The organism is Streptomyces lancefieldiae, assembly GCF_031845825.1.
Classification (GTDB): Bacteria; Actinomycetota; Actinomycetes; order Streptomycetales; family Streptomycetaceae; genus Streptomyces; species Streptomyces lancefieldiae.
Genome location: NZ_JAVRFH010000005.1, coordinates 69,007 through 92,214, shown reverse-complemented (window position 1 = coordinate 92,214; position 23,208 = coordinate 69,007). Strand labels below are relative to the sequence as shown.

Genomic DNA, 23,208 nt, shown 5'->3' with positions numbered 1-23,208 from the left:
GTGGTGCGGGCGGCCCCTTCGCGTTGCCCCGCGCGCCTCCCGCCCCGTGTACCCCCCCCGCCCCACGCGTCGCGCCCCGCGCCGTGCCTCACGGCCCGCACGTGCCCTCGGCCGCCGGCCCGCGCCAAGCCCCGCGCACCGCCTCCGGCACCGCCCCGCACCACGCCGCAGGCGTTGCCCGGCAGGGCACCAGAACTCATGGTGTGTACAGGTATTTTGCTCAGTCGTAACGCGTGCCGGGGACTGTACGGCGGGCTCCCAGGTGTTTACGTGGTGTTGGACATTCCGGGATCGCTCGTCACGGAGGTACGCCATGGCTGACGCCGCGCTGCGGCTGCAGAACCTCTTCGAACAGTTGCTGGGAGCACCCCTCCCGGTGCGTATCCGCGCCTGGGACGGCTCGCAGGCGGGCCCGCCGGGCGCGCCCGTCCTTGTCGTCCGCAACCGCAGGGCCCTGCGCCGCCTGCTGTTCAAGCCGGGCGAACTCGGCCTGGCCCGCGCCTGGGTGGCCGGGGACCTCGACATCGACGGCGACCTCTTCACCGCCCTCGACCTGCTCGCCGGACTCATCTGGGAGCGCGGCGAGGACGCCCGCGGCCTCGTCGAGGCGCTGCGCGACCCCGAGGTCCGGGCCGCCGTACGCGGGCTGGTCAAGCTCGCCGGACCGCCGCTGCCGCCCGCCCCGCCGCCGGAGGAGGTCCGCCGGGTCCGCGGCCACCTGCACACCAAGCGCAGCGACCGACGAGCCATCAGCCACCACTACGACGTCGGCAACAACTTCTACGAACTCGTCCTCGGCCCGTCCATGGTCTACTCCTGCGCCTACTGGCCGGCCCCCGAGTCCGAGGGCGGCACCCTGGAGGACGCCCAGCGCGACAAGCTCGAACTCGTCAGCCGCAAGCTCGGCCTGAGCCCCGGTCAGCGCCTCCTCGACGTCGGCTGCGGCTGGGGCTCCATGGCGATCCACGCGGCCCGCGAGCACGACGTCAGCGTCGTCGGCGTCACGCTGTCCCACGAGCAGGCCGCGTACGCCCGCAAGCGCGTCGCCGACGAGGGGCTCACCGACCGGGTGGAGATCCGCGTCCAGGACTACCGGGACGTCGCCGACGGGCCGTACGACGCCATCTCCTCCATCGGCATGGCCGAGCACGTCGGCGCCGAGCGGTACCTGGAGTACGCCGTCGACCTGTTCAAGCTCCTCAAGCCCGGCGGGCGGCTGCTGAACCACCAGATCGCCCGCCGCCCCCAGCGCGACGAGACCACCTACAGCGTGGACGAGTTCATCGACGCCTACGTCTTCCCCGACGGCGAACTCGCTCCCGTCGGCACCACCGTCACCCAGCTGGAGCGCGCCGGGTTCGAGGTGCGCGACGTGGAGTCGATCCGCGAGCACTACGCGCTCACCCTGCGTCGCTGGGTCGCCAACCTGGAGTCCGACTGGGCGACGGCCACACGGCTGGTCAGCCCCGGCCGGGCCCGTGTCTGGCGCCTGTACATGGCCGCCTCCGCCGTCTCCTTCGAACGCAACCGCATCGGCGTCAACCAGGTCCTCGCCGTGAAGACCCCGGAGACGGGCGGCTCCGGCCTGCCGCTGCGCACCCGCACCTGGAACTGATCCACGCCCCGCGCGCGACAGGGCCCCGCTCCCACCCGGGAACGGGGCCCTCCTCCGCGTACGTACCGGCTACTCCGCCTTGATGGCCTGGAGCGTGTTCAGGCGCGCCGCCCGGCGGGCCGGCCACAGTGCCGCCAGGACGCCCACCGCGGCGGCCAGCAGCAGGAAGACGCCCATCCGGACCCACGGCAGGACCAGCTCGTACGTCGGCATCGTCGTGCCCATCAGCTCACCGGCCGCCCAGCCGAAGAACACGCCCAGGCCGATGCCGAGCACCCCGCCGAAGAGGGAGATCACCAGGGACTCCAGGCGGACCATCCGCTTGATGCCCTTGCGGTCCAGGCCGATCGCCCGCAGCATGCCGATCTCCTGGGAGCGCTCGAAGACCGACATGGCCAGGGTGTTGATGACACCGAGGACGGCCACGATCACCGCCATGGCCAGCAGGCCGTAGAGCATGTTCAGCATCAGCGTGAACATCTTCGCGATCTCGTTGGAGATGTCCTTCTTGTCCTGGATCCTGATCGCCGGGTTGGTGTCCAGCGCCTTCTCCAGGCTGTCCTTGGCGGCCGACGAGGCCCCGTCGGACATCTTGACCATCACCTGCATGTCGACCGGGTCGGACTGGTGCGGGGCGACATTGGGGAGGTCGACGATGATGCCGCGGATCATCTCGTTGCCCTCGTAGACCCCGGCGACCTTCAACTGCTGCTTCTCGCCGTCCTCGTAGGCGACGGTGAAGGCGGAGCCGGCCTTCCAGCCGTGGTCCTTCGCGGTGTCGCCGTCCACGACGACGTCGGTGCCGCCCACCTCGAAGGCGCCCTGCTCGACCTTCAGGTCGGTCAGCTCGCCGATCGCGGAACCGGTGACGCCGGTGAGGTACTCGGTCTGCCCGTCGATGCGGGACTCCGCGTTGCGCAGCGGGCTGAACGCGGTGACGCCGTCGGCCTTGCCCAGCTTCCCGGCGACGTCCGGGGAGAGGTAGTTGCCGTTGGCCATGGAGACCACGTAGTCGGCCTCGATCGCCGCCGACGCCATCTTGTCGATCGACTTCTGCAGGCTGCCCGCCATCACCGTCATGCCGGTGATCAGGGTGAGGCCGATCATCAGCGCGGAGGCGGTGGCGGCGGTGCGGCGCGGGTTGCGCACCGAGTTCTGCCGGGCCAGCTTGCCCGAGATGCCGAACACGCGCAGCACCGGTGCCGCGGCGGCGATCAGGGGGCGGGACAGCAGCGGCGTCAGGATGAACACCCCGATGATCAGCAGCACCGCGCCCATGCCCATCGGGGCCTGCCCGTCCGAGCCGCTCATCGTCGTCGCCGCGAGGACGACCGCGACGCCGGCGGCCGAGACCAGCGCGCCCAGCGTGTTGCGCAGCACCAGCGACTTGGTCGTGGCCTTGGCGTGCACGCTGCTCATCGCCGCCACCGGCGGGATCTTCGCCGCCCGGCGGCCCGGCAGCCACGCCGCCAGCATGGTGACCAGGACGCCGACCGCGAGGGCCGTGACGATCGTGCCGGACGAGATCACCAGCGGCCCGTCGGGCACGACCGCGCCCATCGAGCCCATCAGGGAGCGCATCCCGGCACCGATGCCGATGCCCGCGAGCAGACCTGTCACCGCGGCGACGACGCCCACCACGAACGCCTCGATCAGCACCGACCGCGTGACCTGCCGACGGGAGGCGCCGACCGCCCGCAGCAGGGCCAGTTCCTTGGTGCGCTGGGCGACCAGCATGGTGAAGGTGTTGGCGATGATGAACGTGCCGACGAACAGCGCGATGCCGGCGAAGACCAGCAGGCCCTGCTTCATGCCGCTCATCTGCGAGGCGATCATCTCCGCCTGGTCGTCGGCCATCTTCTGGCCGGTGGTGGTCTCGACGAGGTCCTTCGGCAGCGCCTTGTCCAGCTGCGCCTTCAGCGCGGCCTGCGTGACACCGGGCTTGGCCTTGACGTCGATCTCGTCGTACGTGCCCGCCTTGCCGAGGAGCTTCTGCGCGGTCGCCGTGTCGAACAGGGTGAGGCTGCCGCCGGCCGCGACGTTGCCGTCGTCGGTGGTGAAGACGCCGGCGACCTTCGGGGTGAGGACCGGGCCCTCGACGGACATCCGCACGGTGTCGCCGACGCCGTAGCCGGTGCGCTCGGCGGTCCTGGAGTCGATGAGGATCTCGCCCTCGCCCTTCGGCGCGCGCCCCTCGGTCAGGGGGTACCGGGGGTCCTCGGCCCCCCAGTAGTTGCCGCCCTTCGTGCTCCAGCCGTCGCCGATCAGGCCGCCGTCCTTGTCGGCGACGGCGGTGAAGCCGGACACGACGCCGATGGCGGAGGCGGCGCCCGGCACCTTCGCGCTGTCCTCGACGAGGGCCTCGGTCAGCTCGGGAGCCTCGCCGACCCTGTCGCCCTCGGCGTCCTGGTACTCGGTCGTCACCGCGACGTCGACCTGGTCGAAGCCCTTGGCGGAGCTGTTCTGCAGGGCGTCGGTGATGGTGTTGGTGAAGACCAGGGTGCCCGACACGAACGCCACGCCGAGCATCACGGCGAGTACGGTCATCAACAGCCTGGCCTTGTGCGCGAGAACGTTGCGCAAGGCGGTACGGAACATGGGTCTTCTCTGTCCAGACGTACGGGGGAGAGGGGGGCGGGACGTCAGCTGGTGCGGCCCTTGGCGTCGAACTGCTTCATGCGGTCCAGCACCGAGTCGGCCGTCGGCCCGTACACCTCGTCGACGATGCGTCCGTCCGCGAGGAAGACCACCCGGTCCGCGTAGGCCGCGGCCACCGGGTCGTGGGTGACCATCACGACCGTCTGCCCCAGCTCCCGCACGGAGTTGCGCAGGAAGCCCAGCACCTCGGCGCCCGAGCGGGAGTCGAGGTTCCCGGTCGGCTCGTCACCGAAGATGATCTCCGGCCGGGAGGCCAGCGCCCGGGCCACGGCCACCCGCTGCTGCTGGCCGCCGGAGAGCTGGGAGGGACGGTGCCCGAGCCGGCCGGAGAGGCCGACCATCTCGATCACGGAGTTCAGCCACTGCTTGTCCGGCTTGCGGCCCGCGATGTCCATCGGGAGGGTGATGTTCTCCAGCGCGGTGAGCGTCGGCAGCAGGTTGAACGCCTGGAAGATGAAGCCGATCTTGTCCCGGCGCAGCTTGGTGAGCTGCTTGTCCTTCAGGGAGCCCAGTTCGGTGTCGCCGATGCGCACCGAGCCGGAGGAGAAGGTGTCCAGCCCGGCGACGCAGTGCATCAGCGTGGACTTGCCGGATCCGGAGGGGCCCATGATGGCGGTGAACTCGGCCTGCCGGAAGTCGACGGAGACGCGGTCCAGGGCGACCACCTGGGTCTCACCCTGGCCGTAGATCTTGGAAAGCTCCGTGGCGCGTGCGGCCACGGTGGTGGACCGGTCGGCGATGGGTGCGGTGGTCACGGGAAGGGCGCTCCTGTCGGTACGGCGTGTGCTCGGGGACGTTCTCCATCCTTGCGGCCGCGCGGCGCCGTGGAGTCAGCCGCTGTTCCGGTTCCGGGGGGCGACTTCGGTCGGACGCTCCGGCTCGGTGTACTACCTGAGGATGACGGGCGCCCCTGACGGCGCCGCCGCGGCACGTGCGGCGCGATAACGGGGCGGGCGTCCTTGTTGAGGCGGTGAAATTCCGTCATTCCGTATGCGTGGCCGAGCGCCGCACGCAAGGCTGTTGGCAAGTGAGAATGGCCCGGCCGGAGATCTGATGATCCCTCAGGCGCCCATAAAATAAGACAACATCGGTCCACCCGACCCATGTTCGAGGGGGGCGTCCCGATAGGCTCAAGGCGCTCGACGCGGAGCCCATGGCCTGCCCGGATGGTGGAATGCAGACACGGCGAGCTTAAACCTCGCTGCCCCTTCGCGGGCGTGCCGGTTCGAGTCCGGCTCCGGGCACTTCCGACGCCTTCGTTCCCCTGTGTCCTTCGTCGAAGACTTCCCCTCCGACCGTTGACAGCGGCGTGCGCGCGGCCGGAAACTCACCTCGACAGCAAGTGAAGAAATTTTCACTACGCGAACAACATCTTGATACCTCGCTCGGCAACGACGCCACATCGAAGGGAACGACCGATGCGCACCACCGTCGGCATCATCGGGGCAGGCCCCGCCGGACTCCTGCTCGCCCGGCTGCTCCACAACGTCGGGATCGACTCGGTCGTCCTGGAGAGCCGCGACCGCGCCTACGTCGAGCGCCGGCAGCGCGCCGGAATCCTGGAGCAGGGCACGGTGGACGTCCTGCGCGAGGCCGGCGCCGGGGAGCGGATGGACCGCGAGGGGCTGCGCCACGACGGAATCGAGCTGCGCTTCGCGAAGCGGCGCCACCGCGTCGACTTCCCCGCGCTCACCGGCGGCAGGTCCGTCATGGTCTACGCCCAGACCGAGGTCTGCAAGGACCTCATCGCCCTCCAGCTGGAGGAGGGCGGCCCGCTGCTGTTCGAGGCCGAGGCGCTGGCCGTGGAGGGCGCCGACACCGAGCACCCGCGCGTCCGCTTCCGGCACGAGGGCGTCGAGGACGTCCTGGAGTGCGACTACGTCGTCGGCTGCGACGGCTTCTGGGGCGTGGCCCGGCGGGCGGTCCCGGACGGGCGCACCTTCGAGCGGACGTATCCCTTCGGCTGGCTGGGCGTGCTCGCCGACGTCGCCCCCTCCCACGACGAGCTGGTCTACGCCCGTCACGACCGCGGCTTCGCCCTGCTCTCCATGCGCTCCCCGTCCGTCTCCCGCCTCTACCTCCAGGTGCCCGAGGGCACCGACGCCGAGGCGTGGAGCGACGAGGAGATCTGGGCCGAGCTGGAACGCCGCTTCGAGACGGACGACGACTGGACCCTCCGGCGGGGCCCGATCACCCAGAAGTCGGTCACCCCCATGCGTTCCTACGTCCACGAGCCCATGCGGCACGGCCGCCTCTTCCTGGCCGGAGACGCCGCGCACATCGTGCCGCCGACCGGCGCCAAGGGCCTCAACCTCGCCGTCGGGGACGTCGTCACCTTCGCGCGGGCGCTGGCCCACCGCACGCGGACCGGCTCCGACGAGCTCATCGACGCCTACTCCGCGACCTGCCTGCGCCGCGTCTGGCAGGCCGAGCGCTTCTCGTACGACATGACGACGCTGCTGCACCGCGCACCCGACGCCACGTCCTTCGACGACCGTCTCCAGGTGGCCCGCCTGGACCGGATCGCCGGCTCCCGCGCCGCCGAGACCGACCTCGCCGAGGCCTACACCGGCTTCCCGATCGGGTGAGCGCACACGGACCGGCGTACGAAGGGTGCGCGGACGGCACGCGGACCGGCGTACGCCCCCCGCCGTGAGGGGAATCACCGCTCCGCGTAGCGTGTTGTCCGCCAGTGCGAGGGAAAGATCCTCCCCAAGCAGTAGGGTCATTCCTTTGCCGTTCTATTACTCTTGAGCCAAGGCTGCGCAGTGTGGCCATGGAGGAGTGAAATGAGGAGCAGAAACCCGGTCTTCTCGCGACGGGGGTTCAGCCGCGACAACGGCTACGCGGGCTTCAACGCCGCGCCGCAGGCCGGGGGTCCCGCCGTCGCCACGCAGGGCAACCCGTACGCGCAGGGCGCTCCGTACGCCCAGCCCGCCGGCAACCCCTACGCCCAGAACCCGTACGCCCAGCAGGACCTGCAGTACGGCGCGCCGCCGCAGGCGCCGGCCACGACCGGCCGGATGACGATGGACGACGTCGTCCTGCGGACGGCGAGCACGCTCGGCGTGCTCGTGGTGACGGCCGCGCTGGCGTGGGCGCTGCTGCCCGTGGACGACGCCAACATCAACCGTTCCTACGGCATCGGTATCGGTGCCGCGCTGATCGGTATGGTCCTGGGCTTCGTCCAGTCCTTCAAGCGCAAAGCCTCGCCGGCGCTGATCCTGCTCTACGCGGCGTTCGAGGGTGTCTTCCTCGGCGTCGTCTCCAGCGTCGTCGACAACCGGATCGCCGACGGTGCGGCCATGCAGGCCGTGATCGGCACGATGGCGGTCTTCGCCGGCGTGCTGATCGCGTACAAGGCCGGCTGGATCCGCGTCAACCGCCGCTTCTACGGCTTCGTGATGGCGGCCGCGCTCGGCTTCGTCCTCCTGATGGCGGTGAACCTGCTGTTCGCCGTGTTCGGCGGCGGTGACGGCCTCGGCTTCCGCAGCGGTGCGCTCGGTGTCGTCTTCGGCGTCGTCGGCATCATCCTCGGCGCCTGCTTCCTCGCCCTGGACTTCAAGCAGGTCGAGGACGGCCTCGCCTACGGAGCCCCGCGCGAGGAGGCCTGGCTCGCCGCCTTCGGCCTCACGCTGACGCTGGTGTGGATCTACCTCGAGTTCCTGCGACTCATCTCGATCCTCAACAGCAGCGACTAGTACGACCCCGCATGTGGAGGGCCCCGGGCGACACGCCCGGGGCCCTCCGTTGTCGTGGGGACATGTTCTTCGGTGCGGACGGTCGGAACCGCGCACGCTCAGAGCAGCTTGCGCGCGGCCCTCCTCAGGTCGTACTCGTGGATGATCGCCTTGGCGTGGCCGTACGCCAGGTCGTGCTCGTGGCGGAGCCAGCTGACCTTCTCCTCGAAGCGGAGGAGGGCGGGGCCGTCCTCGACGGCGCGCAGCCAGTCGGAGATCTCACGACCGGTGCAGTGGGGAATACGGGCGAGCAGGTTGCGATGGGTCTCCTCGGAGAAGACTTGGGACATCGGCGCCTCCGGACGAAAGGGGATGTAAGCCGGTCCTTCAGGTCACCGTGCCTGAGCGTTCGCCCGTTGGCAACAGTCCCGGACGGCCGCGTACGCTCGCGCCGTGGTTGATACGACGCCTTTGACCCGTGCCGTGGACGACTTCGCCGACCGTCTGCGCGCCGCTCCGCAGAGCCGGCTGCAACGCGGGGCCGCGGCCGAGGCCCTGGCGCTGGCCAGGGAGATGGCCCGGCGCGCCCAGCTCGCGGAGGAACCGGACGCGGAGCCCCGGGAGATGCCGGACGCGGGGATGTTCGCCGCCGCCGACCAGATCGCCGTCGCCGCGCACGACCTGGCCCTCGTCCTGAGGGACGACGGGCAGGTGGAGGAAGCGGTGGCGCTGGTGGAGGAGGCGCGCAAGCGGGCCGGGGTCTGAACGCCCGGCAGCATCCGGCGTACGCGGGGAACGGCCGCGGGGAGCTGTCGCGGTCGACCACCGCGGGGAACTACAGGGACGCGATGACGCGGTCCGCCAGGATGTACACGTTCTCGTCGCCGCACGCGAAGGTCAGCGTGTAGGCGCCGGAGATCCCCGAGCCGCCGAGGAGGTACGGCGTCTTGCCCGCGCTCAGCGCGGCGGCCAGGCGCTCCGCGGTCTCGCGGTGGCCCGGGGTCATGCAGAGGGTGGTCCCGTCGGCGAAGACGTACACGTCGAGGGTGCCCAGCGGGCCCGGGCGGACGTCGGCGAGCGCGACGCTCGACCCGGCCAGCTCCTCGAGGGCGGCGACGGTGCGCTCGTGGTCGTTGACCACCGGTGACGGGTTCGGTACGAAATCCGGGTGGGAGGGGTGCCGACGGCGGGCGGCGGCGAGCTCGGCGGAGTCCGTGGGGGACGGTTCGTCGGTGTCCGCGCCCGGTTCCACCACCGACTCCAGGCCCACGAGATCGGCCTGGCGCGGCAGGAACAGCTCGCTGTCGGACAGGCCGAGGAGCAGGGGCGCGTCGGAGGCGTCCCGCGACTCCTGGGCGGCCCAGAAGGCCCGCGCCTCGGCGAGTTCCCGCTCACGCTCCTCGGCGAGTGCCTCCGCGACGGCGGCGCGTATCTCGTCGGCGTCGGCGGTGGTGCGCGCGGCGGGAACCCGGCCCCGCGTGGCGGCGGCGCGGCCCTCGGCCAGCTCGGTGTGCAGGGCCGCCACCTGGCGGCGCAGCACGAGCACGGCGCGCAGGACGGCGACGCCCACGGCGCCGGTGGCGGCCGTGGTGAGCAGCAGGGCGATCGGCATGGCGCTCACTGACGTACTCCCGGTTCAAAGTCGACCCCCGACTTCCTACATCAGCTTGAAGGGCGGACTAACCGTCTGTCAGTGCGTAACGTCACCAAACGGACAGGACTTTGGGCCTGGGCGGTGGGGGTGTGGCTGGTCTGACCTGCGTAAATCAAGGGTGCGGGAGAGGTAGGTCACATCCTGGGGGAGATTGGGTCACAAAACGGCCCAGAACCCTGGGGTGGCCGGGGCTCCGGGCCGTGCTGTCACGCTGGGTCTCCCAGGTGCTACCGACAGTCCTTCAGGCGGTCGTCCGGCGTTCGCCGGAGAGCGGTCCGCCGCTCAGCTCAGGCGCTCGATGACCATGGCCATGCCCTGGCCGCCGCCGACGCACATCGTCTCCAGGCCGAACTGCTTGTCGTGCCACTGGAGGGAGTTGATGAGCGTGCCGGTGATGCGGGCGCCGGTCATGCCGAAGGGGTGGCCGACGGCGATGGCGCCGCCGTTGACGTTCAGCTTCTCCAGCGGGATCCCCAGGTCGCGGTAGGAGGGGATGACCTGGGCGGCGAACGCCTCGTTGATCTCGACCAGGTCGATGTCGTCGATGGTCAGCCCGGCGCGGGCGAGGGCCTGCCTGCTCGCCTCGACCGGGCCCAGGCCCATGATCTCGGGGGACAGGCCGGACACGCCGGTGGAGACGATGCGGGCGAGTGGGGTCAGACCCAGCTCGCGGGCCTTGGTGTCGCTCATGATGACGAGGGCCGCGGCGCCGTCGTTGAGCGGGCAGCAGTTGCCGGCGGTGACCAGGCCGTCGGGACGGAAGACGGGCTTGAGGCCCTGGACGCCCTCCAGGGTGACGCCGGCGCGCGGGCCGTCGTCCTTGGCGACGACGGTGCCGTCGGGGAGGGTCACCGGGGTGATCTCGCGCTCCCAGAAACCGTTCTTGATGGCTTCCTCGGCGAGGTTCTGCGAGCGGACGCCGAACTCGTCCATGTCCTGCCGGGTGATGCCCTTGGCGCGGGCGAGGTTCTCGGCGGTCTGGCCCATCGCGATGTACGGGTCGGGGACCAGGCCGTCCTCGCGCGGGTCGTGCCAGGTGGTGCCCTCCTGCTGCGCGACCTCGGCGGTACGGGCCTCGGCCTCGGCGAAGAGGGGGTTGCGCGTGTCCGGCAGGCTGTCGGAGTTGCCCTTGGCGAAGCGGGAGACCATCTCGACGCCGGCCGAGATGAAGACGTCGCCCTCGCCGGCCTTGATGGCGTGCAGGGCCATGCGGGAGGTCTGCAGGGACGAGGAGCAGTACCGGGTGACGGTGCAGCCGGGCAGGTGGTCCATGCCCATCTCGACGGCGACGATCCGGCCGAGGTTGTTGCCCTGCTCGCCGCCGGGCAGACCGCAGCCGAGCATCAGGTCGTCGATGTCCTTCGGGTCCAGCTCGGGGACCTTGGCGAGGGCGGCCTGGATGATCGTGGCGGCCAGGTCGTCGGGGCGCAGGTCCTTCAGGGAGCCCTTGAAGGCGCGGCCGATGGGGGAGCGGGCGGCTGAGACGATCACGGCTTCGGGCATCACGGCTCCAGTGGCGGGTCGGTACGACGGGTGGGCGGGCGTGGCTGGTTGGGAAGTTACCCGGACGTATGGCCTGGGTCACGGGTCCGGGGGTGTGACATGGACCGCAACTTTCTAAGCGCTTGCTTTGGCCTCCGGCGGTTGGGCGTCCCCTGTGCGGGGGCCTCCGGCGGTTGGCGCTCCCCTGTGCGTGCGGGGCATCCGGTGGTTTCGCCCTCTCCACGTGCGGGCGCGGGGGGCCCTGGGGGCTGGGCCCCCCGGCCCCGTTTCGGCCGGGCTCCGTGTAGGCCGCGGGACCCCGCGTAGGCCGGGCTCCGCGTAGGCCGGGACCCGTGTCACCCCGGATCCGCGTAGGCCGGGACCCGGGGTGGGCCGGGACCCGTGTCACCTCGGTTCCGCGTAGGTCTGGGCCTGGGGTGGGCCGGGGCCCGTGTCACCTCGGTTCCGCGTAGGTCTGGGCCTGGGGTGGGCCGGGACCCGTGTCACGTCGGTTCCGCGTAGGCCGGGACCTGGGGTGGGCCGGGGCCTGGGTAGGCCGGGACCCGTGTCGGTCGGGACCCGGGCGGGCCCGGACCCGTGTCACCCCAGACCCGCGCCCCCGATCCGCGTAGGCCCGGACCGCCGACGGCCCGGACCCCCGTCGGCCCGGACGGCCTCGGCCTCAGACGCCGGACGGGCTGGTCGGTTCTGCCTCCGCCACCCGGCGGCGACGCCGGCGCTTCAGCAGCGCCCAAGGGCCGCGCGGCCCCGACGGCATCGCGGCCGCGACCTCCGTGCCCGCCTCGGACGCGGCCTCGGCCGCCGCACGGGCCACCGGCAGGAAGCCCTCGCGGCGCAGGGCGTCGGGGCGCTCCTCCTCGGCCGGCCACAGGCCGAGCGCGGCACAGACCGACGGCAGTACCGCCATCGCGGCCGTGGCGTAGCCCTCCGCGGAGGGGTGGTAGTTGTCCGGGCCGAACAGCTCCCGGGGATTCTTCGCGAACTCCGGGCCCAGCAGATCGCCCAGCGACACCGTGCGCCCGCCCTGCTCCACGACGCCGATCGTCTGCGCCGCCGCCAGTTGCCGCGAGGCCCGCCGGGCCAGCCAGCGCAGCGGCTGCCGTACCGGCTCGATCGTGCCGAGGTCCGGGCAGGTGCCGACCACCACCTCCGAGCCGGCCGTGCGCAGCCGCCGTACCGCCCCCGACAGGTACCGGACCGAGCGGGTCGCCGGCATCCGGTGGGTGACGTCGTTCGCGCCGATCATGATCACGCAGATGTCGGGCACCCGGTCCGGATCCCCGAGCACCAGCGCCACCTGCCGGTCCAGGTCGTCCGAACAGGCCCCCGGCGCCGCGACCGACCCCAGCTCCACCGGCCGCTCCGCCACCGCCGCGAGCCCCGACGCCAGCAGTGCGCCCGGCGTCTGCCCGGCCCGGTGCACACCCTGCCCGGCGGCCGTGGAGTCGCCCAGCATCATCAACCGCAGCGGCGGATCACCGGCCGCCGGCAGGGCGTCGCCGTACAGTCCCTGCGCGTTCGGCACCCGGCGGGGCGTGCCGATGCCCACCCGGCGCCTGGCCAGCTGCACCTCCGCCAGCAGCAGACCGACCGCGGCCGCGCCGGCCAGTCCGATCCCGCCGCCGCCGTACGCAGCGCCGGTCGCGATCCGCCGGGCCACCCTCGCCCTCGACATGCTCGTCATGCGTCGCCGCCACCTCCTCGAACCCGTACATCCACTGCTTGCCCCGTACGGACGGTCGCCAAATCCCAACGGTGAGTGAACGACCGTCGCGAGGCCCCGGCGGGGCGGCAGGCCATAGGCTGACGGAACTACTACGACCGCATCTTTTGCAGCATCCGGAGACCACGGTGCATTTCCACGACTCGATGATCAGCCTCGTCGGCAACACCCCGCTGGTGAGGCTCAACAGCGTGACCAAGGGCATCAGGGCGACCGTCCTGGCCAAGGTGGAGTACTTCAACCCGGGCGGCTCGGTGAAGGACCGCATCGCCCTGCGCATGATCGAGGCCGCAGAGAAGAGCGGAGAGCTGCGGCCCGGCGGCACGATCGTGGAGCCGACCAGCGGCAACACGGGCGTGGGGCTCGCGATCGTGGCCCAGCAGAAGGGGTACAAGTGCGTCTTCGTCTGCCCCGACAAGGTGTCCACGGACAAGATCAACGTACTGCGCGCCTACGGCGCCGAGGTCGTCGTCTGCCCGACGGCGGTCGACCCCGAGCACCCGGACTCCTACTACAACGTCTCCGACCGGCTGGTCCGCGAGACGCCGGGCGCCTGGAAGCCGGACCAGTACTCCAATCCGCACAACCCGCTCTCCCACTACCACTCGACCGGCCCCGAGCTGTGGGAACAGACGGAGGGGAAGATCACCCACTTCGTCGCCGGCGTCGGCACCGGCGGCACCATCTCCGGCACCGGGCGCTACCTGAAGGAGGCCAGCGACGGCGCCGTGAAGGTGATCGGCGCCGACCCCGAGGGGTCGGTCTACTCCGGCGGCTCCGGGCGGCCGTACCTGGTCGAGGGCGTCGGTGAGGACTTCTGGCCGACCGCCTACGACCGTGACGTCGCCGACGAGATCGTCGCCGTCTCCGACAAGGACTCCTTCCAGATGACCCGCCGCCTGGCCAAGGAGGAGGGCCTGCTGGTGGGCGGCTCCTGCGGCATGGCCGTCGTCGCGGCGCTGGAGGTGGCCGAGCGGCTCGGCGAGGACGACGTGGTCGTCGTCCTGCTGCCGGACAGCGGGCGCGGCTATCTCAGCAAGATCTTCAACGACGAGTGGATGGCCGACTACGGCTTCCTGGAGGACACCGGCCCCAGCGCCCGGGTCGCCGACGTCCTGAACCACAAGGAGGGCGGCTCCATCCCCTCCCTCGTCCACATGCACCCGGACGAGACCGTCGGCCAGGCCATCGAGGTGCTGCGCGAGTACGGCGTCTCGCAGATGCCGATCGTCAAACCCGGCGCCGGCCACCCGGACGTGATGGCCGCCGAGGTCGTCGGCTCGGTCGTGGAACGTGAACTGCTGGACGCCCTGTTCACCAAGCACGCCTCGCTGGACGACCCGCTGGAGAAGCACATGTCGACCCCGCTGCCGCAGGTCGGCTCCGGTGAGCCGGTGGCGGACCTGATGTCGGTGCTCGGAGCCGACGACGCGGCGATCGTCCTCGTCGAGGGCAAGCCGACCGGTGTGGTGAGCCGTCAGGACCTGCTGTCCTTCCTCGCGAGCGGCGGCAAGTGACGAACCGTCACGGGAAGCGGTGGTGAACGCCGGGTGAACCGTCGGCGTCGAGGCCGCACTCGGGGCTCCCGGCGATCTTCGCGGACTTCGCGGAAGTGGTACGCGGGCGACACGTTCGCGCAGCACACGGTTAACACGGGACCGGCAGAGTAGGGGTTGTCGGCAGGGCGGGAGCGGCTCCCCGCCCAGGCCGACACCGAACGGCGTCACGGACCTTCCGGAGCGGCTCCCGGACCTCCATGGACGCCACGGACGCGCCGCCCGGCCCCACGGGGCCCGGCGCGCGTCCCCCGCGGGGACCGTCGTCGTCCCGCCCCCCAGCGATGGGGGTGCGGCGGTCCCCGCGCAGTCTTCTCCCGTCGGCAGTCCCGGCCCCGCGTCCTCCCGGCCGACCGGGCCGAACCGGGCGGCTCAGTCCATCCAGGCGTCGTTCTTCTCGGCGCGGCGGCGCCCGAAGAGGCCCGGGTTGGTGCGGGCGGCCTGGACGACGTTGACCCCGACGATGCCCGCCCAGGCGGTCAGCAGCCCGGGGAGGTTGGCGATGCCGCCGCCGATCGCGGAGAGCGGGACGGCGAGGACCAGCGAGACGATGCCGAAGCCGAAGCGCTCGCCGAAGGAGTCGGTGGGCCTCGGCGACCGGCTGTCGCGCGCCGCCGTCATCTGCTGCTCGGCGAGCTGCCGGCGCACCCGCCGCTCCACCGCCCCGTCGATGCGCTGGTCGACCTTCTCCAGGAACGAGTCGACCAGCGCGGACTCGTACTCCTCGCCGAGCTCCCTGCGGGTCTGCAGGGTGGCGTCGAGTTCCTTCTTGAGGTCGGTGTCCCGCCCGTCCATTCCCGTCATGGGTCCCACGGTAGGCGGCGGGGGCGGCGCCGGCACGGGGGTTAGCCCCCGTCTTCGGCGGGGGCGACCCGTACGGGGCGGGGGCGGTGAGACGACCGCTTCTCGCGCGAGCGGCTCCGCGAGGAGGGCGTGCGGGCCGTGGATCTGCCCGGCCGTCCCGGCATCGCGTGCCCCCGCTCCCTGTTCGCCTGTATAACGGTATGCAGAATCCAGGACGGGTGAATAGATCGAGGGGGAGCACGTCATGAGCGGGACGGACAGCCCGGCCGCGCGGCTGCAGGCGCTCTTCGAGGGGCACCGGCTGACGCCGACCCAGCGGCGCATCGCGCACAGCATGGTGCGGCGGGCCGCCGACGTGCCCTTCCTGTCGAGTGTGGAGCTGGCCGAGCTGGCCGGGGTCAGCCAGCCGTCCGTGACCCGCTTCGCCGTCGCCCTCGGCTTCGACGGCTACCCGGCGCTGCGCCGCCATCTGCGCGAGGTCGCCCCCGCGGAACCGGCGACGGACACGGGCTCCTGCAACGAGTACCAGCAGGCCGTGGAGGCCGAGATCGAGAACCTGCGGCACCTTGCGGAGGCGCTGGCCGATCCCGGGCCGGTGCGGGAGGCGGGCCGGATCCTCGCGGGCAGCCGGCCGCTCCCGGTCCTCGGGCTGCGGGCGGCGGCCGCCCAGGCGCACGGCTTCGCCTACTTCGCCGCCAAGGTCCACCCCGACGTGCGGCTCCTCAACGAGGGCGGCACGATGATCCACGACCGCATCGACGCCGCCGTCCGGGCCGGCGCGAGCGCCCTGCTCTGCTTCGCCCTGCCCCGGCACCCGCGCGAGGTCGTCGACACGCTCGCCCACGCCAAGGAGGCGGGGCTCACGGTGGTGACCGTCGCCGACTCCGCCTTCGCGCCGGTCGCCAAGGTGTCCGACCTGCTGCTGCCCGCCGCCGTCGGCACGGGCCTCGCCTTCGACACGGCCTGCGCGCCGATGCTGATCGGCCGGGTGCTGCTGGAGGCGATGTGCGACGACCTGCCGGACGCCCAGGCCCGGCTGGAGGAGTTCGACGCCAAGGCGGCGGCACGGGGCCTGTTCGTGGAGTGACACGGACGGCGGACGGGTTCTCAGATTCGTCTCAGCTTCCCCCGCTACAGTGCGGCGCCTGACACACCCCTCAGACGCATCGCACAGACAGGACTGGGACAGGAGGCCGGAACGTGGCGCGCGGAGGACAGGGACTGGCTCGGGTCGCCGTCGTCGTACGGGCGGGGGCGGCGCCACTGTGGTGGCTGGGCGTACTCGCGGCGGGCATCGGCGTGCTGGTGCCGGGGCTGACCGGGCGCCGGATCGGCGTCCTGGCCGGTGCGGCGCTGTTCATCGTGGCGACGGCCGTGGTGGCGTCCGTGCGGCGGAAGCGGTACACCGCCCTGGCCGGCTCGGCCGCCCGCGCGGGCAAGCACGACGTGCTCCAGGACCGCGCGGTGACCGTGCGCAACTGGCGCCGGGGCCACCGCTGGTGGCTGCTGCTCGCCTTCCTCGCCGCCCTGGGCAGCGCCTTCGCCGTGCCCGCCACCGCCGGACTGCTGATGGCCGGCTGCGGTGCCGGGCTGTGGCTGAAGTCGGCCTGGATCGGCCGCCGCGAACAGGCCGACGGCGCCCTGCTGTGGGTGCGCGTGGACTGGCTCGCCCGCGGCAACGGCCGCCCTGCGGGCAAGGCCGTCAAGGCCTACCGCTGCACGGGCATCGCGGCGGGCGACGCGGCACCGGGCGGCGCGAGGCGCAAGACGGCGGCGCTGGTCTGATCCGGGACGGCCGCGGCGCCCCCGGAGGGGCGCGGGGCCGTGCCACCGCGCGGGCGTGCCCGGCCACCACGCACCCGCGGGCCAGTGCCTGACTGGCCATTCCCGCCTGCCGCGCGGCGTCCGGTGCGTGCGATCGCAAGGCGCCGGACGCCGTGCGGCCCGCCCTCCGGGCGGACGACGGGAACGGTCAGACGGGCCCTCTAGTGCCGCAACAGGCAACGTTCGCCCCGTCGCGACGCCCGGCACGCACTCTCGCCGCACCGGCCGAAAGCCCGAGTACGTCCAGTACGAGGGCTTCCGGCCGGCACGCCGAGAGCACGCACCGGACGCCGCTCCTTACCGGGCAAACGTTGCCTGCCGCGGCACTAGCTAGGAATCACCCGCACCCGCACGGCGCATGGCGTCGGTCAGCGCGGTGACCCGCTCCCCTCCCGCCTCGGCCACGATCTCCTCGACCGTCTGAGCCTCCCGCACGGTCGCGAAGGCGACGCCTTCGGAGCCCTCCGCCACGAACCCGTAGACCCCGGGCCGCGCCAGCGAGTTGTACGCGTAATGGTGCGCGAAGTAGTACGCCCCCGTGTCCAGCGCCGCCGCGTGGTCCCCCTGCTCCAGCAGCGGCAGCGCACGCCCCGCCGCCAGCAGGTCCCCCGCGAAACACGCCGGTCCCGCCACGTCCTGCACCACGTCCGGCCCCGCCTTCGGCACCCCCTTGCCGTCGTACGCGGCGATCCGCAGCGGCCACGCCCCCGGCGCGTACACCGTCCGCGTCGCCACCTGCACGCCCGCGTGCGTCACCGCGACCGGCCGGCCCCCGGCGCTCTTGGCGTACTCCACGCGGGCCACGACCGTGCCGTGCTTGGCCAGCAGTGACCGTCCGAACTCGGTGACCAGCCCGTACCGCCCGTCGAACAGCCCCGGCACCGCCCCGCGCAGCACACGCGCGTACTCCGCGTACGTCGGCGTCGTCTCGTCCGACGCGAAGTTCACCGGCAGTCCGCCGCCGATGTCGAGCGTGTCCACCTGCCGGCGCCCGGCCCGCTCGTTGATCTCCTCGGCGAGCGTGTACGTCGCGGCCGCCCCCTCGGCCATCAGCGTCAGCGGGATGCCCTGGGAGCCGGTGTGCGCGTGCAGCCGGGTCAGCCACGGCCGGTCCAGATACGCCCGCACCACCCACTCGCGCGCTCCCTCGTCGCGCAGTGCCACGCCGAACTTCGAGGTCGCCGTGGCCGTCGACAGGGCCTCGATGGAGCCCCCGCCGACCTGCGGGTTGACCCGGATGCCGAGCGGGGAGCCGCTCGCCCGCTCGGCCATCAGGCCGTCGATGCGCTCCAGCTCCTGCGGGTTGTCGGCGTTGACCGCGATGCCCAGCGCCAGTGCCTCCCGAAGCTCACCCGGCGTCTTGGCGGGCGAGTCCAGCACCGTCCGCTCCGCCGGTACGCCCGCGGCCCGCGCCAGGGCCAGCTCGCCCGGGCTCGCGACCTCCGCGCCGATGCCCTCCTCGTGCAGCAGCCGCAGCACCGGAACCAGCGGGCTCGCCTTCACCGCGAAGGCGTGCAGCACGGGTGTCCCCGGCGCCGTCACCGCCTCGAACGCCGCCCGCAGCGCCGCCGCCGACTCCCGGATCCCGGTCACGTCCAGCAGCCCGACGATCGGGGCGTCGGGGCCGAGCAGCCCCTGCCCCACGGCCGCACGCACCGCCCGGTCCCGCCGTGCGGCCCGCTCCGCGTCGGTGCCGTCCAGATCACCGCTCGTGCTCGCGCTGTCGCTCACGCGATCCTCCGTCCCCTCGCCCGCCTGCCTGACCACACGTCCAGCCAAACACCCGCAACGCGCCCGCGCCGGGACACGGACGTATTGACTAGGTCTATTCACGAAGCGAGGATATGAATATCCGCAGCAACATTCCGCCGGGAGCAAGCCACCAGGAGGCAGACCATGTCCGGACCCCGCCCGCCCGTCTCCCGCCACCACCCTCAACCGAGGCCCTACGGGCCGCCCCCTGGTCCTGTCCGAGCGCCACGCGGTACGACGCCGAGCGCCCTGGGCTGGCAGCAGGAGGCCGCCCTGCGGATGCTCCAGAACAACCTCGACCCCGAGGTCGCCGAGCACCCCGACAAGCTCGTCGTCTACGGCGGCACCGGCAAGGCGGCCCGCGACTGGCGCTCCTTCGACGCCATGGTCCGCACCCTGAAGACCCTCAAGCAGGACGAGACGATGCTCGTCCAGTCGGGCCGCCCGGTCGGCGTCATGCAGACCCACGAGTGGGCCCCGCGCGTCCTCATCGCCAACTCCAACCTCGTCGGCGACTGGGCCAACTGGGAGGAGTTCCGCCGCCTGGAGGCCCTCGGCCTGACCATGTACGGGCAGATGACGGCCGGCTCCTGGATCTACATCGGCACCCAGGGCATCCTCCAGGGCACCTACGAGACCTTCGCCGCCGTCGCCGCGAAGAAGTTCCATGGCACCCTCGCCGGGACCATCACCCTCACCGCCGGCCTCGGCGGCATGGGCGGCGCCCAGCCCCTCGCCGTCACCATGAACGACGGCGTCGCGATCTGCGTCGACTGCGACCCCCGCGCCATCGACCGCCGCATCGAGCACCGCTACCTCGACGTGAAGGCCGACTCCCTCGACCACGCCCTGCACCTGGCCACCGAGGCCCGGGACCAGCGCAGGCCGCTGTCCATCGGCGTCCTCGGCAACGCCGCCGAGCTGGTGCCGCAGCTCCTCGCCATGGGCGCCCCCATCGACATCGTCACCGACCAGACCTCGGCCCACGACCCGCTGGCCTACCTCCCCGTCGGCGTCGCCTTGGAGGACATGGCCGACGCCGCCGCCAAGGACCCCGCGGGCTTCACCACGCGCGCCCGTGAGTCCATGGCCCGGCACGTCGAGGCCATGGTCGGCTTCCAGGACGCCGGCGCCGAGGTCTTCGACTACGGCAACTCCATCCGCGGCGAGGCCCAGCTCGCCGGGTACGACCGGGCGTTCGCCTTCCCCGGCTTCGTGCCCGCCTACATCCGCCCCCTGTTCTGCGAGGGCAAGGGCCCCTTCCGCTGGGCCGCCCTGTCCGGCGACCCCGCCGACATCGCCAGGACCGACAAGGCGATCCTCGACCTCTTTCCGGAGAACGAATCGCTGGCCCGCTGGATCAGGATGGCCGGCGAGCGCGTCCACTTCCAGGGCCTGCCCGCCCGCATCTGCTGGCTCGGCTACGGCGAGCGCGACAAGGCCGGTGAGCGGTTCAACGACATGGTCGCGAGCGGCGAACTGGCCGCGCCGATCGTGATCGGCCGCGACCACCTGGACTGCGGTTCCGTCGCCTCCCCCTACCGCGAGACCGAGGCCATGCTCGACGGCTCCGACGCCATCGCCGACTGGCCGCTGCTCAACGCCATGGTCAACGTGGCCTCCGGCGCCTCCTGGGTGTCGATCCACCACGGTGGCGGCGTCGGCATGGGCCGCTCGATCCACGCCGGGCAGGTCACCGTCGCCGACGGCACCGCGCTGGCCGGCGAGAAGATCCGCCGGGTCCTCACCAACGACCCCGGCATGGGCGTCATCCGGCACGTCGACGCCGGGTACGACATCGCGGAGTCCGTGGCGGCCGAGCGGGACGTGCGGGTGCCGATGCGCGAAGGCCACGAGGGCGGCGCCGCGTGAGCTTCCACAGCATGTGGGCGGAGCTGCTGCCGGTCGGCCGCAGCTCCGCCTCCGGCGGCTACCGCCGCTACGCCTGGACCGGTGCCGACACCGACTGCCGGGCCTGGTTCCGGCAGCAGGCCGAGGCGCGCGGACTGACCTACGAGGTCGACCGCAACGGCAACCAGTGGGCCTGGCTCGGCGACCCGGCCGCCGGCAACGCCGTGGTCACCGGCTCCCACCTGGACTCCGTCCCCGACGGCGGCGCCTTCGACGGCCCCCTCGGCGTGGTCTCCGCCTTCGCGGCACTGGACGAACTGCGCGGCAGGGGAGCGCGGACCACCAGGCCCCTGGGCATCGTCAACTTCGGCGACGAGGAGGGCGCCCGCTTCGGCCTCGCCTGCGTCGGCTCCCGGCTCACCGCCGGGGCGCTCACCGTCGAGCAGGCCCACCGCCTCACCGACGGGGACGGCATCACGCTGCCGCAGGCCATGGAGGCCGCCGGGTACGACCCGGACAGCCTCGGCCCCGACCCCGAACGGCTCGACCGCATCGGCGCCTTCGTCGAACTCCACGTCGAGCAGGGCCGCGCCCTCGACCTGTCCGGCGACCGCATCGGCATCGCGAGCGCCATCTGGCCGCACGGACGCTGGCGCTTCGACTTCCGGGGCGAGGCCAACCACGCCGGCACCACCCGGCTCGCCGACCGGCGCGATCCCATGCTGAGCTACGCCGAGACGGTCCTTGCCGCCCGCCGCGAGGCCGGACTCGTCGGCGCCGTCGCCACCTTCGGCAAGATCGGCGTCGAGCCGAACGGCGTCAACGCCATCCCCTCCCTGGTGCGCGGTTGGCTCGACTCCCGCGCCGCCGACCAGGAGAGCCTGGACACCGTGGTGACCGGCATCGAGAAGGCGGCCCGCGCCCACGCCGCCGCCCACGGCGTGGATCTCGACGTCGAGTGCGAGTCCTTCACCCCCGTCGTCGAGTTCGACCACGCCCTGCGCGACGAACTCGCCCGCATCCTGGGCAGCGGCACCGAGCTGAAGGTCCCCGTCCTCGGCACCGGCGCGGGACACGACGCCGGAATCCTCTCCGGACGCATCCCGACCGCCATGCTGTTCGTGCGCAACCCCACCGGCGTCTCGCACTCCCCGGCCGAGTTCGCCGCCGAGGACGACTGCGTGGCCGGGGTGAGCGCACTCGCCGACGTACTGGAAGGGCTGGCCCGCACGTGACCTGTACCAAGCGGACGTACTGGCTGGAGCACGCCTGGCTCGGCACCCATGTCGAGCCGGGCGTCGCCGTGGACGTACGGGACGGCCGCATCGCCGCCGTCCACCAGGACGTCCCCACCCCGCCGCCCGGCGCCGAGATCCTGCGCGGACTGACGCTGCCGGGCCTCGCCAACGCCCACAGCCACGCCTTCCACCGGGCCCTGCGCGGCACCGTCCAGGTCGGCTCCGGCACCTTCTGGACCTGGCGCGAGGTCATGTACTCCGTCGCCGACCGGCTGACCCCGGAGACCTACCACGACCTCGCCCGCGCGGTGTACGCCGAGATGGCCCTCGCCGGCATCAGCACCGTCGGCGAGTTCCACTACGTCCACCACGCCCCCGGCGGAACCCCCTACGCCGACCCCAACGCGATGGGCGAGGCCCTGATCGAGGCGGCGGCCGAAGCCGGCATCCGCATCACCCTCCTCGACACCTGCTACCTGTCCTCCGGCTTCGGCGAGCCCCCGAACACCCACCAGCTCCGCTTCTCCGACGGGACGGCCCAGGCCTGGGCGGAACGCTGTTCAGTTCTCAAGGAACGCGATCACGCGCGGATCGGGGCCGCCGTCCACTCCGTACGGGCCGTACCGGCGGACCAGTTGGCGACGGTGGCGCAGTGGGCCGAGGAGCGGCGGGCCCCGCTGCACGTGCACCTGTCCGAGCAGACCGCGGAGAACGACGCCTGCCGCGACGCCCACGGGTGCACCCCCACCCGGCTCCTCGCCGACCACGGCGTGCTCGGACCCCGCACCACCGGCGTCCACAGCACCCACCTCACCGACGAGGACATCACCCTGCTCGGCGACAGCCGCACCGGCACCTGCATGTGCCCGACCACCGAACGGGACCTCGCCGACGGCATCGGCCCGGCGGCCGCACTGCAGCGAGCCGGCTCCCCGCTCTCCCTCGGCTCCGACAGCCACGCCGTCGTCGACCTGCTGGAAGAGGCGCGCGCCATGGAGCTGAACGAGCGCCTGCGCACCCGCACCCGCGGCCACTGGACCGCCACCGCCCTGCTGCGCGCCGCCACCGCCGACGGCCACGCCGCCCTCGGCTGGGACGACACCGGCAGCATCGAGGCCGGAGCCCGCGCCGACCTCGCGACCCTCGCGCTGGACTCGGTCAGAACAGCGGGGCCGCTGCCCAGGCTCGGCGCCGAGACGGCCGTATTCGCCGCGACGGCAGCGGACGTACGGCACACGATCGTGGGAGGGCGGCACGTCGTACGCGACGGGGCGCACGCTCTCGTGCCCGATGTGCCCGGGGCCCTCGCGAGGGCCGTCGAAGCCCTGCGCGCATGACCACCCGCCCCCG

18 protein-coding genes and 1 tRNA gene are annotated in these 23,208 nt (G+C 72.4%); 11 read left to right on the top strand and 8 right to left on the bottom strand.

Going from position 1 to position 23,208, the window contains the following annotated elements; genetic code table 11:
* The first annotated feature begins 313 nt into the window (after positions 1-313).
* Entirely contained in the window at positions 314-1,615 is a 1,302-nt protein-coding gene (locus RM812_RS06840) for a cyclopropane-fatty-acyl-phospholipid synthase family protein (protein ID WP_311571489.1), read from the top strand.
* Between the two features lie 69 nt (positions 1,616-1,684).
* On the opposite strand, the gene RM812_RS06835 is transcribed toward RM812_RS06840, so the two are convergent.
* Positions 1,685-4,213 carry an ABC transporter permease gene (locus tag RM812_RS06835; protein WP_311571488.1) on the bottom strand — a complete coding sequence of 843 codons (2,529 nt, stop codon included), beginning with the start codon at positions 4,211-4,213 and terminating at the stop codon, positions 1,685-1,687.
* A 44-nt stretch (positions 4,214-4,257) separates the two neighbouring features.
* Positions 4,258-5,028: an ABC transporter ATP-binding protein gene (locus tag RM812_RS06830; protein WP_311571487.1), complete on the bottom strand. Its 771-nt coding sequence runs from the start codon at positions 5,026-5,028 to the stop codon at positions 4,258-4,260.
* Positions 5,029-5,433: 405 nt separating this feature from the next.
* Between RM812_RS06830 and RM812_RS06825 the strand changes: the two genes are divergently transcribed.
* The 3 genes from RM812_RS06825 (at position 5,434) to RM812_RS06815 (ending at position 7,974) form a co-directional block, all read left to right on the top strand.
* A tRNA-Leu gene (locus RM812_RS06825) sits at positions 5,434-5,517 on the top strand.
* Between the two features lie 174 nt (positions 5,518-5,691).
* Positions 5,692-6,861, top strand: coding sequence for a 4-hydroxybenzoate 3-monooxygenase (locus RM812_RS06820; protein WP_311571486.1), 1,170 nt, complete (start codon positions 5,692-5,694; stop codon positions 6,859-6,861).
* A gap of 201 nt (positions 6,862-7,062) precedes the next feature.
* Complete coding sequence (locus RM812_RS06815; protein WP_311571485.1) at positions 7,063-7,974, top strand: Bax inhibitor-1/YccA family protein; 912 nt, start codon at positions 7,063-7,065, stop codon at positions 7,972-7,974.
* Positions 7,975-8,072: 98 nt separating this feature from the next.
* Here RM812_RS06815 and RM812_RS06810 read toward each other — a convergent pair whose 3' ends face one another.
* Complete coding sequence (locus RM812_RS06810) at positions 8,073-8,303, bottom strand: DUF4287 domain-containing protein (protein ID WP_311571484.1); 231 nt, start codon at positions 8,301-8,303, stop codon at positions 8,073-8,075.
* A gap of 103 nt (positions 8,304-8,406) precedes the next feature.
* Between RM812_RS06810 and RM812_RS06805 the strand changes: the two genes are divergently transcribed.
* Positions 8,407-8,718, top strand: coding sequence for a hypothetical protein (locus RM812_RS06805; RefSeq protein WP_311571483.1), 312 nt, complete (start codon positions 8,407-8,409; stop codon positions 8,716-8,718).
* A gap of 70 nt (positions 8,719-8,788) precedes the next feature.
* On the opposite strand, the gene RM812_RS06800 is transcribed toward RM812_RS06805, so the two are convergent.
* From RM812_RS06800 to RM812_RS06790, 3 genes are all read right to left on the bottom strand, one after another.
* Entirely contained in the window at positions 8,789-9,574 is a 786-nt protein-coding gene (locus tag RM812_RS06800; protein ID WP_311571482.1) for a hypothetical protein, read from the bottom strand.
* Positions 9,575-9,889: 315 nt separating this feature from the next.
* Positions 9,890-11,110 (bottom strand): acetyl-CoA C-acetyltransferase, encoded by a 1,221-nt coding sequence (locus tag RM812_RS06795; protein WP_311571481.1) that lies wholly within the window; start codon positions 11,108-11,110, stop codon positions 9,890-9,892.
* A 661-nt stretch (positions 11,111-11,771) separates the two neighbouring features.
* The gene (locus RM812_RS06790) at positions 11,772-12,794 is read right to left on the bottom strand and encodes an SGNH/GDSL hydrolase family protein (protein ID WP_311571480.1); all 1,023 of its coding nucleotides are present in this window, start codon (positions 12,792-12,794) and stop codon (positions 11,772-11,774) included.
* 167 nt (positions 12,795-12,961) lie between these two features.
* Here RM812_RS06790 and RM812_RS06785 point away from each other — a divergent pair, with 167 nt between their 5' ends.
* On the top strand, positions 12,962-14,350 hold the full coding sequence (locus RM812_RS06785) for a cystathionine beta-synthase (protein ID WP_311571479.1): 1,389 nt from the start codon (positions 12,962-12,964) through the stop codon (positions 14,348-14,350).
* Between the two features lie 411 nt (positions 14,351-14,761).
* Here the strand turns inward: RM812_RS06785 and RM812_RS06780 are convergent, their stop codons facing one another.
* Positions 14,762-15,193 (bottom strand): hypothetical protein, encoded by a 432-nt coding sequence (locus tag RM812_RS06780; RefSeq protein WP_311571478.1) that lies wholly within the window; start codon positions 15,191-15,193, stop codon positions 14,762-14,764.
* Between the two features lie 244 nt (positions 15,194-15,437).
* Here RM812_RS06780 and RM812_RS06775 point away from each other — a divergent pair, with 244 nt between their 5' ends.
* Together RM812_RS06775 and RM812_RS06770 are read left to right on the top strand one after the other, a co-directional pair.
* The gene (locus RM812_RS06775; RefSeq protein ID WP_311571477.1) at positions 15,438-16,280 is read left to right on the top strand and encodes a MurR/RpiR family transcriptional regulator; all 843 of its coding nucleotides are present in this window, start codon (positions 15,438-15,440) and stop codon (positions 16,278-16,280) included.
* A gap of 113 nt (positions 16,281-16,393) precedes the next feature.
* Positions 16,394-16,978: a hypothetical protein gene (locus RM812_RS06770; protein WP_311571476.1), complete on the top strand. Its 585-nt coding sequence runs from the start codon at positions 16,394-16,396 to the stop codon at positions 16,976-16,978.
* Positions 16,979-17,347: 369 nt separating this feature from the next.
* Here RM812_RS06770 and RM812_RS06765 read toward each other — a convergent pair whose 3' ends face one another.
* Complete coding sequence (locus RM812_RS06765) at positions 17,348-18,748, bottom strand: type III PLP-dependent enzyme domain-containing protein (protein ID WP_311571475.1); 1,401 nt, start codon at positions 18,746-18,748, stop codon at positions 17,348-17,350.
* A gap of 165 nt (positions 18,749-18,913) precedes the next feature.
* On the opposite strand from RM812_RS06765, the gene hutU reads away from it, so the two are divergent.
* From hutU to RM812_RS06750, 3 genes are read left to right on the top strand one after another with little or no spacing between them, the layout of a single operon-like run.
* The gene (gene hutU, locus RM812_RS06760) at positions 18,914-20,641 is read left to right on the top strand and encodes a urocanate hydratase (protein WP_311571474.1); all 1,728 of its coding nucleotides are present in this window, start codon (positions 18,914-18,916) and stop codon (positions 20,639-20,641) included.
* On the top strand, positions 20,638-21,855 hold the full coding sequence (locus tag RM812_RS06755) for an allantoate amidohydrolase (protein ID WP_311571473.1): 1,218 nt from the start codon (positions 20,638-20,640) through the stop codon (positions 21,853-21,855). The genes hutU and RM812_RS06755 overlap by 4 nt, the downstream gene beginning before the upstream one ends.
* Complete coding sequence (locus RM812_RS06750) at positions 21,852-23,195, top strand: formimidoylglutamate deiminase (RefSeq protein WP_311571472.1); 1,344 nt, start codon at positions 21,852-21,854, stop codon at positions 23,193-23,195. Before RM812_RS06755 ends, RM812_RS06750 begins: the two co-directional genes overlap by 4 nt.
* Positions 23,196-23,208 lie beyond the last annotated feature (13 nt).

What these genes read in the sequence shown, in the direction of transcription:
- hutU (WP_311571474.1), top strand. Translation starts at nt 18,914, where the DNA reads ATGTCCGGACCCCGCCCGCCCGTCTCCCGCCACCACCCTCAACCGAGG.
- RM812_RS06775 (WP_311571477.1), top strand. Translation starts at nt 15,438, where the DNA reads ATGAGCGGGACGGACAGCCCGGCCGCGCGGCTGCAGGCGCTCTTCGAG.
- RM812_RS06820 (WP_311571486.1), top strand. Translation starts at nt 5,692, where the DNA reads ATGCGCACCACCGTCGGCATCATCGGGGCAGGCCCCGCCGGACTCCTG.
- RM812_RS06810 (WP_311571484.1), bottom strand. Translation starts at nt 8,303, where the DNA reads ATGTCCCAAGTCTTCTCCGAGGAGACCCATCGCAACCTGCTCGCCCGT.
- RM812_RS06815 (WP_311571485.1), top strand. Translation starts at nt 7,063, where the DNA reads ATGAGGAGCAGAAACCCGGTCTTCTCGCGACGGGGGTTCAGCCGCGAC.
- RM812_RS06835 (WP_311571488.1), bottom strand. Translation starts at nt 4,213, where the DNA reads ATGTTCCGTACCGCCTTGCGCAACGTTCTCGCGCACAAGGCCAGGCTG.
- RM812_RS06780 (WP_311571478.1), bottom strand. Translation starts at nt 15,193, where the DNA reads ATGACGGGAATGGACGGGCGGGACACCGACCTCAAGAAGGAACTCGAC.
- RM812_RS06795 (WP_311571481.1), bottom strand. Translation starts at nt 11,110, where the DNA reads ATGCCCGAAGCCGTGATCGTCTCAGCCGCCCGCTCCCCCATCGGCCGC.
- RM812_RS06840 (WP_311571489.1), top strand. Translation starts at nt 314, where the DNA reads ATGGCTGACGCCGCGCTGCGGCTGCAGAACCTCTTCGAACAGTTGCTG.
- RM812_RS06790 (WP_311571480.1), bottom strand. Translation starts at nt 12,794, where the DNA reads ATGACGAGCATGTCGAGGGCGAGGGTGGCCCGGCGGATCGCGACCGGC.